Raw genomic sequence first — 16,466 nt, 5'->3', positions numbered from 1 at the left:
TCAAACTCGATGCGGTCTATCGGCAGGCATTTGGCGATAACCGGCGCAATGCAGACATTTGCCGTTAAGCATGATATTTCTCAATGAACTGCCTTTTTTCACAAAAGAAATGAAAAACATAAGTTCCGAATGATGATTTCTTGTGGTTCGTTTGGTCCAATGTCAAACAAATCCAGCTTGTCTCAAATATTAATTGTTCTTTCAGATATTATACCAATAGTTGTGACGTGCAGCCGATCTTAGGTTCGAGCATGACGCAAATGCACAAGCCGGGAGTCCCGGCATGTTTCCATTGACAGGTCGTTCCCAGCATCCACCGCCGTTGGGCGGGTTTCAAGCATGGCAGCCGCGCGCATGTGCGACGGATTGATTGCCTGCGTATGTTGCGGCGGCAGACGACGCGAAAATGAGATGCCTGAGGAGGTGTTCGATGGGCAAACTGTTTCCAAGTTTTGGTGGTGATATCGCAGCAATCATGGCCGCGATGCATAAGTCGCAGGCGATCATCGAGTTCGATCTTTCCGGCAATATCCTGAATGCCAACGCGAATTTCTGCGCGGCTGTCGGCTATGAGCTTTCCGAGATCAAGGGCAAGCACCACCGGATCTTCGTGGATCCGGTCGAGGCGGCCAGTGCCGAATACAGCGCGTTCTGGGCCCGGCTGGCGCGCGGTGAGTTCGATCGTCGACAGTACCGGCGCATCACCAAGAGCGGCCGGGAGATCTGGATCGAGGCGTCCTACAACCCGGTCTATCGCGGCGGAAAGCCCTACAAGGTCGTCAAGTTCGCGACCGATATCACCGCACTCCGGCAGAAGGCGACCGAGGACGCGGGCAAGCTCAACGCTGTCTCTCGCTCGCAGGCCGTGATCGAGTTCACGCCGGCCGGCGAGATCATCACCGCCAACGAGAATTTCTGCGGCGCGCTTGGCTACACCCTGTCGGAGATCCAGGGAAAACATCATCGGATGTTCTGCGATCCCTCCTATGTCCAGACAGAGGAATACCGGCGGTTCTGGGAGGGGCTTGCGCGCGGTGAATTTACCGCCAACGAGTTCCTGCGGTTCGGCAAGGGCGGCAAGGAAATCTGGATCCAGGCGGCCTACAACCCGATCGTCGATGACAGGGGCAAGGTCTTCAAGGTCGTGAAGCTCGCGACCGACGTTACCGAGCGCATGGGCGCCGTTGCGGCCCTTGGGGCGGGGCTGAAAGGACTGGCTGAAGGCGACCTGACACAGAGTATCGATCGTCCCTTCGTCCCGACCATGGAAAAGGTCCGGCAGGATTTCAACGATGCGGCGGCCAAGCTGCGCGCCGCCATGAAGTCCGTCGGCTCCAACGCGCAAGGGATTGCCGCGGGTTCTGGCGAAATTCGGTCCGCGGCTGATGATCTTGCGCGGCGCACCGAGCAGCAAGCAGCCTCTGTCGAGGAGACGGCCGCCGCGCTCGAGCAGATCACCATGACCGTCGCCGATTCCAGCCGTCGGGCGGAAGAGGCCGGTGCCCTCGTCGCCGCCACCCGCGACAATGCCCAGAAGTCCGGTGAGGTCGTGCGCAACGCCATTACCGCGATGGGGCAGATCGAGCAGTCGTCCGGCGAGATTTCCAACATTATCGGCGTCATCGACGAAATCGCCTTTCAGACCAATCTGCTGGCGCTCAATGCCGGGGTCGAGGCAGCCCGGGCCGGCGAGGCGGGCAAGGGATTTGCCGTCGTTGCACAGGAAGTGCGGGAACTCGCCCAGCGGTCCGCCAAGGCTGCCAAGGAAATCAAGGCGCTGATCCATGCGTCCGGAGACCATGTGAAGAACGGCGTCTCTCTCGTCGGTGAAACCGGCAGGGTGCTGGACGAAATGGTCAAGCAGGTGCAGGAGATCAGCACCAACATCGTGGCCATCGTCGAAGGCGCGCGGGAGCAGTCGACAGGGCTCAAGGAAATCAACCATTCGGTCAACGCCATCGACCAGGGAACGCAGCAGAACGCGGCGATGGTGGAGCAATCCACTGCGGCCAGCCATAGTCTGGCGAAAGAGGCCGAAGGCCTGTTCAACCTGCTCAGCCAGTTCCGTGTCGGGCAGGAGACCCATGCGCCGCGCGCTGCCGATACGGGTCAGCATCACCCAGTCGCATCTCCGGCTCGCAAGATGGCCGGCCAGGTGGCGCGTGCCTTTTCCGGCAATGCCGCAGTGGCGCAGGAGAGTTGGAAAGAGTTCTGATCTGAACTCTTGAAGCCAAAACGGCGCCGCAGGCAAGCGGCGCCGTTTTTCGTTGTTTCCTTGTTGAACCGACGGCTTATTCGGCCGCTTCCAGCCCCGGCAGCAAGGGCTGTTGCGGGTGCAATTGCGTGACCGTTGCCGAGTCGGTCGGTGCAGTGTGATGACCGTTCTTCTTCAGCGGCCTGTTGCCGGTCAGCGCACGGACCAGCGTGTAGAAGACCGGTGTCAGGAACAGACCGAACAGCGTCACGCCGATCATGCCCGAGAACACCGCGACACCCATGGCGTGGCGCATTTCGGCACCGGCACCAGTGGACGTGACCAGCGGCACGACACCCATGATGAAGGCCATCGAAGTCATCAGGATCGGACGCAGGCGCAGGCGGCTTGCCTTGACGACGGCCTCGAAGGGTGTTGCTCCCTCGAATTCCAGCTCCCGGGCAAACTCGACGATCAGGATGGCATTCTTCGCCGAAAGACCCACCAGCACGATCAAGCCGATCTGGGTGAAGACATTGTTGTCGCCGGCTGTCAGCCAGACCCCGCCAAGGGCCGCGAGCAATGCCATCGGAATGATCATGATGATCGACAGCGGCAGCGTGAGGCTTTCATACTGGGCGGCCAATACGAGGAAGACCAGCAGGATGGACAGCGGGAAGATCAGCATCCCGGTATTGCCGGCGATGATCTCTTGATAGGTCAGTTCGGTCCATTCGAAGGTAACGCCCGCCGGCAGGGTTTCCGCCGCGATCCGCTCGACGGCGGCCCGTGCCTGGCCGGATGAATAGCCGGGCGCGGTGTTGCCGTTGATGTCAGCCGAGAGGAAGCCGTTATAGCGCATGGCGCGTTCCGGTCCGGCGGCCGAATTGACGGTCAGTACCGCCGAGAGCGGGATCATCTCGCCGGAAGTTGAGCGGACCTCCAGCTTGCCGATGTCCTCGGCCTGCGCACGGTAGGTGGCATCGGCCTGAACGCGGACGGAATAGGTTCTTCCGAACTTGTTGAAGTCGTTGACATAGACCGAGCCCAGATAGATCTGCAGCGTGTTGAAGATTTCCGTCAGGGGCACATTCAGCTGGCGGGCCTTGGCGCGGTCGACATCGGCATAGAGCTGCGGAACGTTGACCTGATAGCTGGAGAACATGCCGACCAGTTCGGGCGTCGTATAGGCCTTGGCCATGAAACCCTTGACGGCCGCATCGAGTGCCTCGTAGCCAAGCCCGGCTTTGTCTTCCAGTTGCAGCTTGAAGCCGCCGATGGCACCGAGACCCTGGACGGGCGGCGGCGGGAAGATGGCGCTGAACGAATCCTGGATGACGCTCAGTTCCTGGTTCAGCCGCCCGGCAATGGCGCCGGCGGAGAGATCAGGCGTGGTGCGCTCCTCGAACGGCTTCAGCGACAGGAAGACGATGCCAGCATTCGAGGAGTTGGTGAAGCCGTTGATCGACAGGCCGGGGAAGGCGATGGCGCTTTCGACGCCCGGCACCTTCATGGCGATGTCGCTGATGCGGCGGATGACGTCTTCGGTGCGATCGAGCGACGCACCGTCCGGCAGCTGGGTGAAGCCGACCAGATACTGCTTGTCTTGCGGCGGCACGAAACCACCGGGCACGGCCTTGAACAAGAATACGGTCGCACCGACGAGGAGCAGGTAGACGCCCATCATCAGGGTCTTGCGCGAAATCACGCCCTTCACGCCGGAGCTGTAGGCCTGCGAGCCGCGTGAGAAGACGGCGTTGAAGCCACGGAAGAACCAGCCGAACAGGAAGTCCATCACCCGTGTCAGGCGATCCTTCGGTGCATCATGTCCCTTCAGGAGCAGAGCAGCCAGCGCCGGCGACAGGGTCAGCGAGTTGATGGCCGAGATGACGGTCGAAATCGCGATGGTCAACGCGAACTGCTTGTAGAACTGGCCTGTGAGGCCGGAAATGAAGGCGAGCGGCACGAACACGGCCACCAGCACCAGCGCGATCGCGACGATCGGGCCGGAGACTTCCTTCATGGCCTTATACGTCGCTTCACGCGGCGGCAGACCGTCCTCGATGTTGCGCTCGACGTTTTCAACCACGACGATCGCGTCATCGACGACGATGCCGATGGCAAGCACCAGCCCGAAGAGGCTGAGCGCGTTGATGGAAAACCCGAACAATTGCATCACCGCGAACGTGCCGACGATCGAGACGGGAACGGCGATCAGCGGAATGATCGAGGCGCGCCATGTCTGCAGGAAGATGATGACCACGATGACGACGAGGGCGATGGCTTCCAGCAGCGTGTGAATGACGGCCTCGATCGAGGCGCGAACGAACTGGGTCGTATCGTAGACGATCTCGTAATCGACATCCTGCGGCATCGATGCCTTGATTTCCTGCATCGTGGCGCGGACCTGGTCGGCGATCTCGATCGCGTTCGAACCGGGCGCCTGGAAGACCGGAATAGCGACCGCCTGCTTGTTGTTGAGCAGGGAGCGCAGCGAATATTCGGCGGAACCGAGTTCGATGCGGGCAACGTCGCGCAGGCGCGTGATCGCGCCGGTCGAGCTCGTCTTGATGATGATTTCGCCGAATTCTTCCTCGTTTTGCAGACGCCCCTGGGCGTTGACCGACAACTGCAGATCAACACCTTCGAGATTGGGCGACGAGCCGATCACGCCGGCGGCAGCCTGGATGTTCTGGGCGCGGATCTCATCGACGACGTCGGAGGCTGACAGGCCGAGCTGCGCCATTTTCTGAGGATCGAGCCAGATACGCATCGAGTAGTCACCAGAGCCGAACAGTTGGACCTGGCCGACGCCATCGATACGGGCAAGGCGGTCCTTGACGTTGATCAGCGCGTAATTGCGCAGATAGGTCATGTCGTAGCGACCTTCCGGCGAGGTCAGGTGGACCACCATCATCAGGTCCGGCGAGCTCTTGATCGTGGTGATACCGAGGCGGCGCACCTCTTCAGGCAGACGCGGTTCGGCCTGGCTGACACGATTTTGAACGAGTTGCTGGGCCTGGTCCGGATCGGTGCCGAGCTTGAAGGTGACCGTCAGGGTCATCAGGCCATCGGTGGTCGCCTGGCTGCTCATATAGAGCATGTCCTCGACGCCGTTGATGGATTCCTCCAGCGGTGTCGCCACGGTCTCGGCAATGACCTTCGGGTTGGCGCCCGGATAGTTGGCGCGCACGACGATCTGCGGCGGCACGACGTCCGGGTACTCGGAAATCGGCAGGATCGTCATCGCGATCAGGCCGCCGAGGAAGATGATGAAGGAGAGAACGCCCGCGAAAACCGGGCGATCGATAAAGAACCTGGAGATATTCATGGCGTGATCCGCCCTTGTGCTGAAATGCGGAAAAAAGCTTAGTTGGTCGCGGAGGCCTGCTGCTCGGCAGCAGGGTTCATCGCGACCATCTCGGGCGCCACGAGAGCACCGGGACGAATGCGCTGCAGGCCGTTGACGACGATACGCTCCTGCGCCTCAAGGCCATCCGTGACCACCCGCAGACCGTCGGAGCGGGCGCCGATGGTGATCTCGCGATATTCGATGGTGTTGTCCGGCTTCACGACCATGACGTATTTCTTGTTCTGGTCGGTGCCGATCGCACGTTCGCTGATGAGCACGGCGGTTTCCGTCTTCGCCTGACCCATGTTCAGACGGGCGAACTGGCCGGGAATGAGGGCGCCGTTGGTGTTGTCGAAGACGGCGCGGACGCGGATCGTGCCGCTTTGCGGATCGACACTGTTGTCGACCAGTTGCAGCTTGCCGGTCACATCCGGCAGTCCTGCGACGGTCATGCGGATCGGGACGCGATCGATAAAGTTACGGGCATTGGCGCCTTCCGGCAATTCGGCGAGAATGCCGGAGACGATCTGCTCGTCAGCCTCGAAACTGGCATAGATCGGGCTGAGCGACACGAGTTGCGTCAGGACAGGGGAGGAGGGGCCGGCGGCGATCAGGTTGCCGGTGGTGATTTCGATCTTGCCGACGCGGCCGGTGATCGGGGCGCGGATTTCGGTGTAGCCGAGATTGAGCTTTGCCGTCTGCAACACCGCGTGGGCGGCTTCGAGATCGGCCTTGGCACTCGCTTCGCCATTCATGCGCTGGTCGACTTCGCTCTGCGACACGGCGTTGGAGGCGAGCAACTGCTGGCCACGCTTCAACTCGATTTGCGCGAGGGAAACGCGCGCTTCGGCGGCGGTGACGTTGGCCTGGGCGCGGGCCACTTCGGCCTGGTAAGGCGCCTGATCGATGGTGACCAGCAGGTCGCCCTTCTGAACGATCGCGCCCTCCTGGAAATGTACGGACTGGATGGCGCCCGCCGCCCGCGAACGGACTTCGACGTGGTCTACGGCCTCGAGGCGGCCGGAGAATTCGCTCCATTGCGTCACGGGTTTGGCTTCGACGATGGCGACGGAAACCGGAACGGCGACGGGCGCCGCAGCGGTGGTTGCGTCGGCGGCGTTGCCGGAGCCGGCCGTGCTGCCTTCAAGGTCGAAATAGGCGGTCGGCGCAATCGTCGCGACGGCGAGGACGAGGCCGGTGGTGAGAAGCTTGGTTCTGAAAGTTCCGAAAGACATGGCGGCTATCCTGAATTTCCGACCCGGGACGGGGCCGGTCCGTCGATCTTGCTTGGGAGGAGAAGATCCGAACAGAAGGTTTGCATTGACGTTCAATACCGTTCGGTATAGAAATAGGTTCATTAGCCGATCATTGTCAATCGAATTATGTACCGGTCGGTATAAAAAATTCGGAGGTTAACGTCCATGGGACGGCCAAGAGAGTTTGATGTCGATGAAGCCCTCGAAACGGCGATGGAGCTGTTTTGGCGCAAGGGCTACGAAGGCACGTCTCTGACTGACCTGACCGAAGGGATGGGGATCACCAAACCCAGTCTCTATGGCGTGTTCGGCAACAAGGAAGGCCTGTTTCTCAAGGCTTTGGAGCGCTATGAGCGCACCAAGATGAACTTCTTTCACAAGGCGTTGGAACTGCCAAAAGCGCGTGACGTAGCCGAGCGGATCCTACGTGGCTTCGCCGATTCACAGACGGCGGAGACAGGTCCAAGCGGGTGTCTCGGCATCAACGGGGCGCTTGCCTGCAGCGAGGCCGCGGCCGAGATCCAGAAATGCCTGATCGAGAATCGTCATCGCGGGGAACGCGATCTTGGCAAGCGGTTCGAACGGGCGGCCGAAGAGGGCGACTTGCCGCCGGGTCAGGAACCCTACGATCTGGCGCGGTACATCATGACGATTTCTCAAGGGACGGCGATCCAGGCGGCATCCGGCGCTGATCGCGCGGCACTTTACCGGGTCATCGACATGGCGTTGCAGTTCTGGCCCTTGCCGGAAAAGCGGACGGACTAGGTTCCATATACAACATGGCCAATGTTATGGCCGATACTTACTCTTCCGAGATCTTCCCACTGCGCGATTCGAGCCGGTAACGGTTGCCTGGATAGACAAGCCGGGCAAACGAGACGACGCGCTTTGACGACCATGTCCGGCGACGGATCAGCAGGCAGGGCTCGGTGCGCAGGATGACGAGCAGCTTGCATTCCCACGGCTGCGGCATAGCCGCCTCGACAATATGTTCGGAGCCGCTGAGCGGTGCTTCCGCCGTCAGATAGGCGTTCGGTGTCTGGGTGGTGAAGTCCTGATCGAGATAGCCGGGCGCTGCTTCCGGGTTGACGAAGCGGTCCTCGATCTGGACCGGAACGCCGTTTTCGCTGTGCACGATCAGCGAATGAAACACGGCTGCGCCGATCGGCAGGCCAAGCGCATCGGCAACATCCGGAGACGCCGTTTCCTGCGCCAGAACCACCACGGATGCCTGATGAACATGGCCCCGCTCGTTGATTTCCTCGGCGATGTTGCGCACCTCGAACAGTTCCGAAAAGCCCTTGCGTTCGGCGACGAAGGAGCCGACGCCCTGGATGCGGACCAGTTCGCCTTCGCTGGCCAGTTCCCGCAGTGCGCGGTTGGCGGTCATCTTGCTGACGCCGAGTTCCGCGACCAGTTCGTTCTCCGAGGGGACGCGATGTTTGGGCGGCCATTCGCCGCTCTGGATCCGGTCGAGGATCATCTGTTTTACGCCAGCATAAAGCGGTCCGCCCTCGGTATCGCTGCTGTCCCATTTCAACTGGGTTGATAGCTCGTTGGTCCGCTTCATATGCTTATTCCCTGGGCGAAATTAAATTTGCATCCAATAACGGCTGCCTCTTGCATAGCATAAAGATTAGCATATGGTACCATATACAACACGGATGCACAGGATGGTTTTCAGCCTGATCATCCTGGGATTTTATCAAGCCGGCGCAGATCGGCGGACGCTGTTGAAGACAAACCTCAGAGGAACCTGAACATGAGCCTGTCCAAATTTCTGATGGCTGGTGCCGTCGCAATTGCGGCCTTTTCCGCGTCCATGGCCCAGGCCAAGGACTGGAAGACCGTCACCATTACGCTGGAAGGCGCCTATGCGCCGTGGAACCTGACCAATCCGGACGGTACGCTCGGCGGTTTCGAGCCGGAACTTGCCAAATATCTCTGCGACCACATGAAGGTCGAATGCACGCTCGTCGCCTCCGACTGGGACGGCATGATCCCGGCGCTCAATGCCGGCAAGTTCGACGTGATCATGGATGCTCTCTCGATCACCGAAGAGCGCAAGAAGATCATCGATTTCACCATTCCCTACGCCCACACACACGCCGCCTTTGCGACGCTGAAGGATAGCCCGCTTGCCAACGCCGCCGGCACCGGCACGGTCGTCAAGCTCGATCCGGGCGCAACCGGCGTCAAGGAAGTCGAGGCCATGAAGGCCGCCTTTGCCGGCAAGACGATCGGTATCCAGGCCGCAACCGTCTATTCCAAGTTCATCTACGACAACTTCGGCGATGTCGCGACCGTTCGCGAATACAAGACCGGCGCAGAACGTGACCTCGACCTCGAAAGCGGCCGCATCGATCTCGTCTTCGACGACGCCGTCTACCTGATCTCCGCTTTCGAAAAGGCCAACGGCGCGCTCGGCTTCACTGGTCCGGAAATCGGCGGCACGATCTTCGGTTCGGGCGAAGGCCTCGGCATCCGCCAGGCCGACACCGACCTGCGCGATATGTTCAACAAGGCGATCGAAGCGGCTCTCGCCGACGGCACGATCAAGACCTTGTCGATGAAGTGGTTCAAGACCGACGTTACCCCCTGATCGGGATCTGCCTGCCGCTTGCAATTTTGCTTGCGGTGGGCACACTTGCTGCGGCAGGTCGTTACCGACGGGATTGGTGCGGCCTTCCATATCCACCCTGACGATCGGCAAGCCGGCCCAGCCTGGAACGAGGGCGCCGGAAGCAACGGGATGCCTGCGGCATGGCACTTTTTGAAATTCTGGGTTTTGGCCCCACCGGCTGGGGCGGATTGCTTCTCGTGGCGGCGCTGATGACGCTCTGCGTCACGGCTGTTGCCCTTGTCATCGGAGCCATCCTCGGCACGCTCGTTGCCTGGGCCAAGCTCTTCGGCAACCGGGTCATGCGGTTCATCGGCGGCACATACACCACCGTTTTCCGGGGCGTGCCGGAGCTTCTGATCATCTATCTCGTCTATTTCGGCGGTTCGAGCGCGGTCACCGCGATCGGTACGGCCATGGGGTACGAGGGCTTTCTCGGCCTGCCGTCCTTTGCCGCCGGTGCGCTGGCGGTTGGCATTATTTCCGGCGCCTATCAGGCCGAGGTTTTTCGCGGCGCCTATCTGGCGATCCCGAAGGGCGAACTTGAGGCGGCGCAGGCGATCGGCATGGACAGGGGCCTGCGCTTCCGCCGCATTATCGGCCCGCAGGTATTTCGCTTCGCCATCCCCGGCATCGGCAATGTCTGGCAGCTCAGTCTCAAGGATTCGGCCCTGGTCTCGGTGACGGGTCTTGCTGATCTGATGCGCACCAGCCAGGTCGCTGCCGGCTCCACCCGCCAGCACTTCCTGTTTTTCATCGTCGGCGGTTGCCTCTATCTGATCATGACCAGCTTTTCCGATCGTCTCTTCAACAGCGCCGAAAAGCGTGCCAACCGCAGCATGCCGACCAGTCTCGGTCAGGCCTAAGGAGACGCGTGATGGACATCGACTTCATGCTCTCCACAATGAAGACGCTCTTGGCCGCCCTGCCGATGACGTTGGCGCTGTTTGCGCTCTCGGTCTTCTTTGGCGGCATCCTGGCGCTCCTCATTGTGTGGATGCGGGTCAGCGGCAACGCGGTCGCGCGCAATTTCGCCAAGGGCTATATCTTCGTCTTTCGCGGCTCGCCACTGCTGATCCAGATGTTCCTGATCTTCTACGGCCTCGGGCAGTTCGGCTTCATCCGCTACAGTTTCCTCTGGCCGGCTCTGCGCGAACCTGTCGTCTGTGCGGTGCTGTCGCTGGCGCTCTGCACGGCCGGCTATTCGGCTGAAATCTTCCGCTTCGGCCTGCGCGCCATTCCGGCCAAGGAAATCGAGGCGGCACGCTCGATCGGCATGTCGGGCTTTCTGCTGACGCGCCGAATCCTTGTGCCGATCGCCTTTCGTCATGCGTTGCCGGCCTATTCGACCGAAGTGGTGATGATGGTGAAATCCACGGCGCTTGCCAGCCTCGTCACCGTCTGGGAAGTGACCGGCGTCGCCCAGCGGCTGATATCGCAGACCTATCGAACGATGGAGGTCTTCCTCTGCGCGGCCGTCATCTATCTCATCCTCAACTTCCTGATCCTGCAGGCGATGGCATTGCTTGAATACAAGCTGACCCCGCATCGCCGCGGAGCCCCGCTTTTTCCGGTGCCGCAACGATGAGCCCCGCCAACCTCAACCAGACTGGAACGACAATGGCAGGCACGACCCGGCTTTCCGTCCGCAATATCCGCAAGAGCTTCGGCACGCATGAGGTGTTGCGCGGCATCTCGCTCGATGCCCGCGATGGCGACGTCATTTCGTTGCTGGGGGCCAGCGGCTCCGGTAAATCGACCTTCCTGCGCTGTATCAATCTCCTGGAGATTGCCGACGAAGGCGAAATCTCCGTTGATGGTGAACTGATCCAGATGCAGCAGCGTGGCGGCAAGAACGTTCCCGCCAGCCGCAAGCAGGTGGACCGTATCCGGTCCGAGCTTGGCATGGTGTTCCAGTCGTTCAATCTCTGGTCCCACATGACCATCCTGGAAAACATCATCGAGGGACCCGTCCATGTCCTGAAGCGCCCGCGCGCCGAATGCATCGCCGAAGCTGAGGCACTGCTGGACAAGGTCGGGATCGCTGAAAAGCGCCACGCCTATCCGGCGCATCTCTCCGGCGGCCAGCAGCAGCGCGCGGCGATTGCCCGCTCGCTGGCGATGAAGCCCAAGGTCATGCTGTTCGACGAGCCGACCTCGGCGCTCGATCCAGAACTGGTCGGCGAAGTGCTGCGCGTCATGCGGTCGCTCGCCGAAGAAGGCATGACCATGCTGGTCGTCACCCATGAAATGAGCTTCGCCCGCAACGTCTCCAACCGGGTGATCTTCATGAAATCCGGCGAGATCGACAGCGATGGCGCGCCCGACGAATTGTTCGGCTCCGGCGGTTCGCCCAGCTTCCGCCAGTTCATCGGCAATTTCGGAGGCTGACGTGCAGGATATCAGGCTCGAAACGGCGCTCGACTGGCGCGCCGTGGCGGCGGTTGCCGATGGGGCGACGCTGTCTCTCTCGCAGGCGGCGCTCGAACGTGTCTCGACCGCCAGTCGCATCGTGTCCGCGATCGTCGAAAGCGGCGTGCGGGCCTATGGGGTCAATACCGGCGTCGGCGCGCTTGCCGATACCGTCGTCGATCGCCCCTCGCAGAGCCGCCTTTCCCGCAACATCATCCTCAGCCATGCCTGCGGTGTCGGGACTTTGCTGGATGCGCGCGAGGTGCGGGCCATCATCGCGGCTCAGGTTGGCAATTTTTCGCACGGCCATTCGGGCGTTCGGCCTGCCATCGTCGAATTGCTGCAGGTCTTTCTGCGCGAGGATTGCATTCCAGAGGTCCCATCCAGGGGATCGGCCGGATATCTCTCGCACAATGCCCATATCGCGCTGGTACTAATCGGCGAGGGGTGGGCGAAGCTGAAGGGCAAGACCGTCAGCGGCGCCGAAGCCTTGAAGGCGCTCGGCGTCAAGCCGCTGGTCCTGCAGGCCAAGGAAGGCCTGAGCCTCGTCAACGGTACCGCCTGTTCCATGGGACTGGGCTCCGTTGCGCTTGCGCGCACCGAGCGCCTGCTCGACTGGGCGGATACCATCGCGGCGCTGACGATCGAGGCGCTCGGCGGCCAGATGACGGCTTTCGATGCCGGCGTTCTTGCGCTTCGCAAGTCGGCAGGGATCGAAAAGGTCGGCAAGGTCCTGCGCGAGCGTCTCGCCGGCAGCGGCCTCATCGCGGCCGCCAGTGGAGCCCGTACGCAGGATGCGCTCAGCCTTCGATCGGTGCCGCATGCGCATGGTGCCGGCTGGGACGTGCTTGCCTTTGCAGGCGAGGTCGTGAACCGGGAACTGGCATCGGTCACCGACAACCCGGCGGTCTCCGGCACGCCCGAGGCGCCGGTGGTTTCGTCCGAAGCCCATGCCGTTGCACCGGCTCTCGGCCAAGCCCTGGATAGCCTTGCAGTGGCCGTCGCCCAGATATCGATGATGAGCGAGCGCCGGATCGACCGGCTTGTCAATCCGCTGGTGAGCGGCCTGCCTGCATTCCTGGCCGTCGATCCCGGCGCCGGATCCGGCTTCATGATCGCACAATATACGGCGGCTGCGCTGGCTGCGGAAAACCGCCGCCTCGGGGCGCCGGCAAGCCTTGATGGCGGAATCACCTCTGCCCTGCAGGAGGATTTCCTCGGGCATCCGACGGCGGCCGCCAACAAGCTGCTGGCGGTGATCGACAATGCCGAGCAAATCCTCGGCATCGAATATGCCGCAGCGGCACAGGCGCAGGATTTCAAGGCCGCGATCGCGCCAAGGGCGCAGGGCACCGATGTGCTCTATCGCCATATCCGCGCGAATGTGCCAACCTATGCCGACGACCGGCCGCTCGGCTGGGATCTGGAAAAGGCCCGCGATCTCCTGCGCGGATCGCCGCCTCCACACATCTGAAATCTCCTGAAAGGAACCTGCCATGACTGCCCATTTCGACGTTGCCGTTGTCGGCCTTGGCGCCATGGGCAGCGCGGCCGTTGCGCATCTGGCCGCCCGCGGCGTGAAGGTGATCGGCATCGACGCCTATTATCCGGCGCATGCGCTGAGCTCGTCGCATGGCGACAGCCGGTTGATCCGGCTCGGCTATTTCGAGGACCCGTCCTATGTGCCGCTGTTGCAACGGGCCTATGCCAACTGGCGGGCGCTCGAGGCGCGGCTGCGCGAGGATGTCCTGGCGATCACCGGCGTGCTGCAGATCGGCAAGCCGGACAGCAAGATCGTCAGCGGCACGCGGAAGAGCTGCGCATTGCATAACTTGCCGCTGGAAACCCTCGGTCCCGACGAGATGCGCCGGCGTTTCCCGGTGTTTTCGCTGGATGATGATGAAGTCGCTCTGTTTGATCCCCAGGGTGGATACCTCCGTCCCGAGGCCGCCGTCATGGGTTACCTGAAGCTTGCAGCCGCCGATGGCGCAGTGCTGCATTTCGGGGAAAAGGTGACGGCTATCGAGCCCGGCGGCCCCGGTGTTTCCATCGTCTCCGAGACGGGCCGCTACACGGCCGGCAAGGTCATCGTCGCGACGGGTTCCTGGATCGGCGAACTGGTGCCGGCTTTGCGCGACCTCGCCGTCCCGATCAAGCAGGTCGTCTCCTGGTATCAGCCGACGGATGGTTTCATCACCCAGCCGCAGCGCATGCCGGTCTTCATTCGTGACGAGGGCGATAACGGCTCGTTCTTCGGCTTTCCGGCGATCGGCGTCGACGGCGTCAAGGTCGGTCGCCACGCGCATTTCCGCGAGCCGATCGATCCAAACCAGCCCAATCCCGCCGTCAACGAGCGGGACACCGACCTGCTCGACAGTTTCATCCGTCATCGGCTGCCGGCCGCCGCCGGCCTGCGCGTCCGCTCCACCACCTGCCGTTACACGATGCTGCCGAGCGAGGATTTTCTGCTCGATCTCCTGCCAGGCGACAAGCGTGTCGTCGTTGCGTCTCCGTGCTCCGGCCACGGCTTCAAATTCACCAGCGTCGTCGGTGAGATCCTCGCCGACCTGGCGCTGGAGGGCGGCACGGACCTGCCCATCGGTGCTTTCTCGTTTGCGGCGATGGACCGGTTCCTGGCGGCGCGGGCGGCGTGAGCATGACGTATCGCCTCACGCCAGCCCCGGAAACATTTCTCGGCATTCCGGCCGCGACACAGGCGCCTGTGGGTTCCGTCGCGATTTTTGGTGCACTCCATGGAACGCGCTATCCCGGCGCCGCCATCGCGGCAACCGAACCAGCAGCGCCGGATGCGGTCCGGCAGGCCATCACTGCCGCCTCGGTTCATATCGACCACTGGGATTTCGATTTCGACGGTCCGCTGCTGAACGGTAGCGCCTTGGATGTCGTCGACCTCGGTGATGTCGCGACAATTCCGGATGACAATGCCGGCAATCGGGCCGCGATCGAGGCGGCAACACGGGATATTCGCGCCGCCGGTGCCATCCCGATCCTGATTGGTGGCGACGATTCGGCGGCGATCCCATTCATGCGGGGTCTTGGCGATGTCGAGGCCCTGCATATCCTGCAGATCGACGCCCATATCGACTGGCGCGACCGGATCGGCGAGGAGACGCAAGGCTATTCCAGCACGATGCGGCGGGCGTCGGAGCTTCCCTTCGTCCGCTCGATGACACAGGTCGGCATTCGCGCCGTGGGCAGCGCCCGCCGTGAAGAGGTCGAGGCTGCCAAGGCCTGGGGCTCACGACTGGTGACCATGCGCCAGGTCAGGACCAATGGCGTTGCCGCGATCGCCGATGCCATTCCGCGTAACGGAACCTTGCTCATTCATATCGATGTGGATGCGCTCGATCCGTCCATCTGCCCCGGCATCAATGCGCTGTCGCCCGGTGGTCTCTGGCTGGAGGAGGTGACCGACTTGATTGCCTCGGCTCTGGCCGGGCGTACGCTTGCAGGCTTTTCGATCGTCGAGTTCCAGCCAAGGAGCGACATCAACGGCATGACCGCGACTGTCGTTGGCCGCCTGATCTGCCACGTGCTCGGCAATCTCGCCCGCAGGTGAGTGCGTTCAGGCGGGCATGATGCGGATGAGATAGGCCTCCGTCGGCATGTCGGAGGTGATGAAGATGACGCCATCCAGGATCGCGCAGTCGAGTCGACCGAGTTCTTCGGCGTAGCCGTGGTTCTCGATCCGAAGGTTGCCGAGCGACAGCAGCATCGTGACGCCGCCTTCCGCATCCAGATGATGCTGCCCTTCGACGATCCGCCGCTCGACCTGATGTGTCCAGACGCCGCGCCGCGTCATGATGTTCAGATCGACAATGGTGCCGGAGATCAGCCGGGCCGTGGTCGCGGCATCGGCTGGAAAGGACAAGGGCTCCGACGCCTGCGTCAGGATGACAGGTGACCTGCCGGCAATATCCAGTTCCATGCCGTCGCCCTGAAGGATCGACAGCGTGCGGTCTATACCGGGAAAGATCGAAAAAGGCCCGTCGCTGGCAACGGTTGCCATGCTGACCCGCCAGCCAAAAGCGGCTAGATCGGCGTCAGTAGGAAAGATCGCGATCTCGGTGGTTTCGCCACCACCGTTTTTCCACGGCATGTGGCGATGGTCGGCGGCTTTCAGGATTAGAAAACTCTTGCCGTTTGGCTCTTGTTCGTCGGACATTGTAAACCTCTAATGAGTGATCAAATCCAAGGGAGAGCAATGATGCAAACGGTCGATATCCACGAAGCCGAAATGCGTTGGTTCGACCTGATGGAAAGAGTTTCAAAAGGCGAGAGCTTCATAATCAGCAAGGCGGGCAAGTCGCTTGGAAAATTTGCGCCACCGATAATTTTTTGAAATCAATGAAATGTCCCACGACGATCCAGATGAAGTCAAAGACCGATGAAACTTCACAAGGACCCCTTCGATCGTATCCTGATTGCTCAGGCGCTTATCGAAGGGGTTCTTCTTGTTACGGTTGACGATGTGGTCCTGCGGTATCCTGGTCTTCCGAAAATGCCGCAGATCTAGTCTCAGTTCCCGAGAATCCCCGGAAGCCGCAGGCCCTTTTCCTTGGCGCAATCCACGGCGATGTCGTAGCCTGCATCCGCATGGCGCATGACGCC

Annotated in this window: 14 protein-coding genes; 10 read left to right on the top strand and 4 right to left on the bottom strand. The window is 61.6% G+C overall.

The features are described 5' to 3' along the window. Positions 1-430 precede the first annotated feature (430 nt). On the top strand, positions 431-2,215 hold the full coding sequence (locus VL202_RS14245) for a PAS domain-containing methyl-accepting chemotaxis protein (RefSeq protein WP_325464761.1): 1,785 nt from the start codon (positions 431-433) through the stop codon (positions 2,213-2,215). A gap of 76 nt (positions 2,216-2,291) precedes the next feature. Here the strand turns inward: VL202_RS14245 and VL202_RS14240 are convergent, their stop codons facing one another. Continuing rightward, complete coding sequence (locus VL202_RS14240; RefSeq protein WP_325464760.1) at positions 2,292-5,525, bottom strand: efflux RND transporter permease subunit; 3,234 nt, start codon at positions 5,523-5,525, stop codon at positions 2,292-2,294. Positions 5,526-5,563: 38 nt separating this feature from the next. Beyond that, positions 5,564-6,781 carry an efflux RND transporter periplasmic adaptor subunit gene (locus tag VL202_RS14235; protein WP_325464759.1) on the bottom strand — a complete coding sequence of 406 codons (1,218 nt, stop codon included), beginning with the start codon at positions 6,779-6,781 and terminating at the stop codon, positions 5,564-5,566. 186 nt (positions 6,782-6,967) lie between these two features. Between VL202_RS14235 and VL202_RS14230 the strand changes: the two genes are divergently transcribed. Then, positions 6,968-7,567 (top strand): TetR/AcrR family transcriptional regulator, encoded by a 600-nt coding sequence (locus tag VL202_RS14230; RefSeq protein ID WP_325464758.1) that lies wholly within the window; start codon positions 6,968-6,970, stop codon positions 7,565-7,567. 37 nt (positions 7,568-7,604) lie between these two features. Here VL202_RS14230 and hutC read toward each other — a convergent pair whose 3' ends face one another. Next, positions 7,605-8,372 carry a histidine utilization repressor gene (hutC, locus tag VL202_RS14225; protein ID WP_325464757.1) on the bottom strand — a complete coding sequence of 256 codons (768 nt, stop codon included), beginning with the start codon at positions 8,370-8,372 and terminating at the stop codon, positions 7,605-7,607. A gap of 192 nt (positions 8,373-8,564) precedes the next feature. On the opposite strand from hutC, the gene VL202_RS14220 reads away from it, so the two are divergent. The 7 genes from VL202_RS14220 (at position 8,565) to VL202_RS14190 (ending at position 15,414) form a co-directional block, all read left to right on the top strand. Continuing rightward, positions 8,565-9,404, top strand: coding sequence for a transporter substrate-binding domain-containing protein (locus VL202_RS14220; protein WP_325464756.1), 840 nt, complete (start codon positions 8,565-8,567; stop codon positions 9,402-9,404). A 161-nt stretch (positions 9,405-9,565) separates the two neighbouring features. Continuing rightward, complete coding sequence (locus VL202_RS14215; RefSeq protein ID WP_325464755.1) at positions 9,566-10,288, top strand: ABC transporter permease subunit; 723 nt, start codon at positions 9,566-9,568, stop codon at positions 10,286-10,288. 11 nt (positions 10,289-10,299) lie between these two features. Next, entirely contained in the window at positions 10,300-11,010 is a 711-nt protein-coding gene (locus tag VL202_RS14210) for an ABC transporter permease subunit (RefSeq protein WP_325464754.1), read from the top strand. Between the two features lie 32 nt (positions 11,011-11,042). Further along, entirely contained in the window at positions 11,043-11,813 is a 771-nt protein-coding gene (locus VL202_RS14205) for an ABC transporter ATP-binding protein (protein ID WP_325464771.1), read from the top strand. Position 11,814: 1 nt separating this feature from the next. Beyond that, complete coding sequence (locus VL202_RS14200) at positions 11,815-13,308, top strand: histidine ammonia-lyase (RefSeq protein WP_325464753.1); 1,494 nt, start codon at positions 11,815-11,817, stop codon at positions 13,306-13,308. Between the two features lie 22 nt (positions 13,309-13,330). After that, a complete protein-coding gene (solA, locus tag VL202_RS14195) occupies positions 13,331-14,488 on the top strand; it encodes an N-methyl-L-tryptophan oxidase (RefSeq protein WP_325464752.1) in 1,158 nt (385 codons plus the stop codon). A 2-nt stretch (positions 14,489-14,490) separates the two neighbouring features. Next, positions 14,491-15,414, top strand: coding sequence for an arginase family protein (locus VL202_RS14190; RefSeq protein ID WP_325464751.1), 924 nt, complete (start codon positions 14,491-14,493; stop codon positions 15,412-15,414). Positions 15,415-15,420: 6 nt separating this feature from the next. Here the strand turns inward: VL202_RS14190 and VL202_RS14185 are convergent, their stop codons facing one another. Beyond that, the gene (locus VL202_RS14185) at positions 15,421-16,020 is read right to left on the bottom strand and encodes a HutD family protein (protein WP_325464750.1); all 600 of its coding nucleotides are present in this window, start codon (positions 16,018-16,020) and stop codon (positions 15,421-15,423) included. Positions 16,021-16,062: 42 nt separating this feature from the next. Here VL202_RS14185 and VL202_RS14180 point away from each other — a divergent pair, with 42 nt between their 5' ends. After that, complete coding sequence (locus VL202_RS14180; RefSeq protein WP_325464749.1) at positions 16,063-16,197, top strand: hypothetical protein; 135 nt, start codon at positions 16,063-16,065, stop codon at positions 16,195-16,197. Positions 16,198-16,466 lie beyond the last annotated feature (269 nt).

Origin of the sequence: Pararhizobium sp. (assembly GCF_035497515.1) — a bacterium.
Taxonomy (GTDB): domain Bacteria; phylum Pseudomonadota; class Alphaproteobacteria; order Rhizobiales; family Rhizobiaceae; genus Pararhizobium.
The sequence above is the reverse complement of the archived record's forward strand: the minus strand, read 5'-3'. Positions and strand labels throughout refer to the sequence as shown.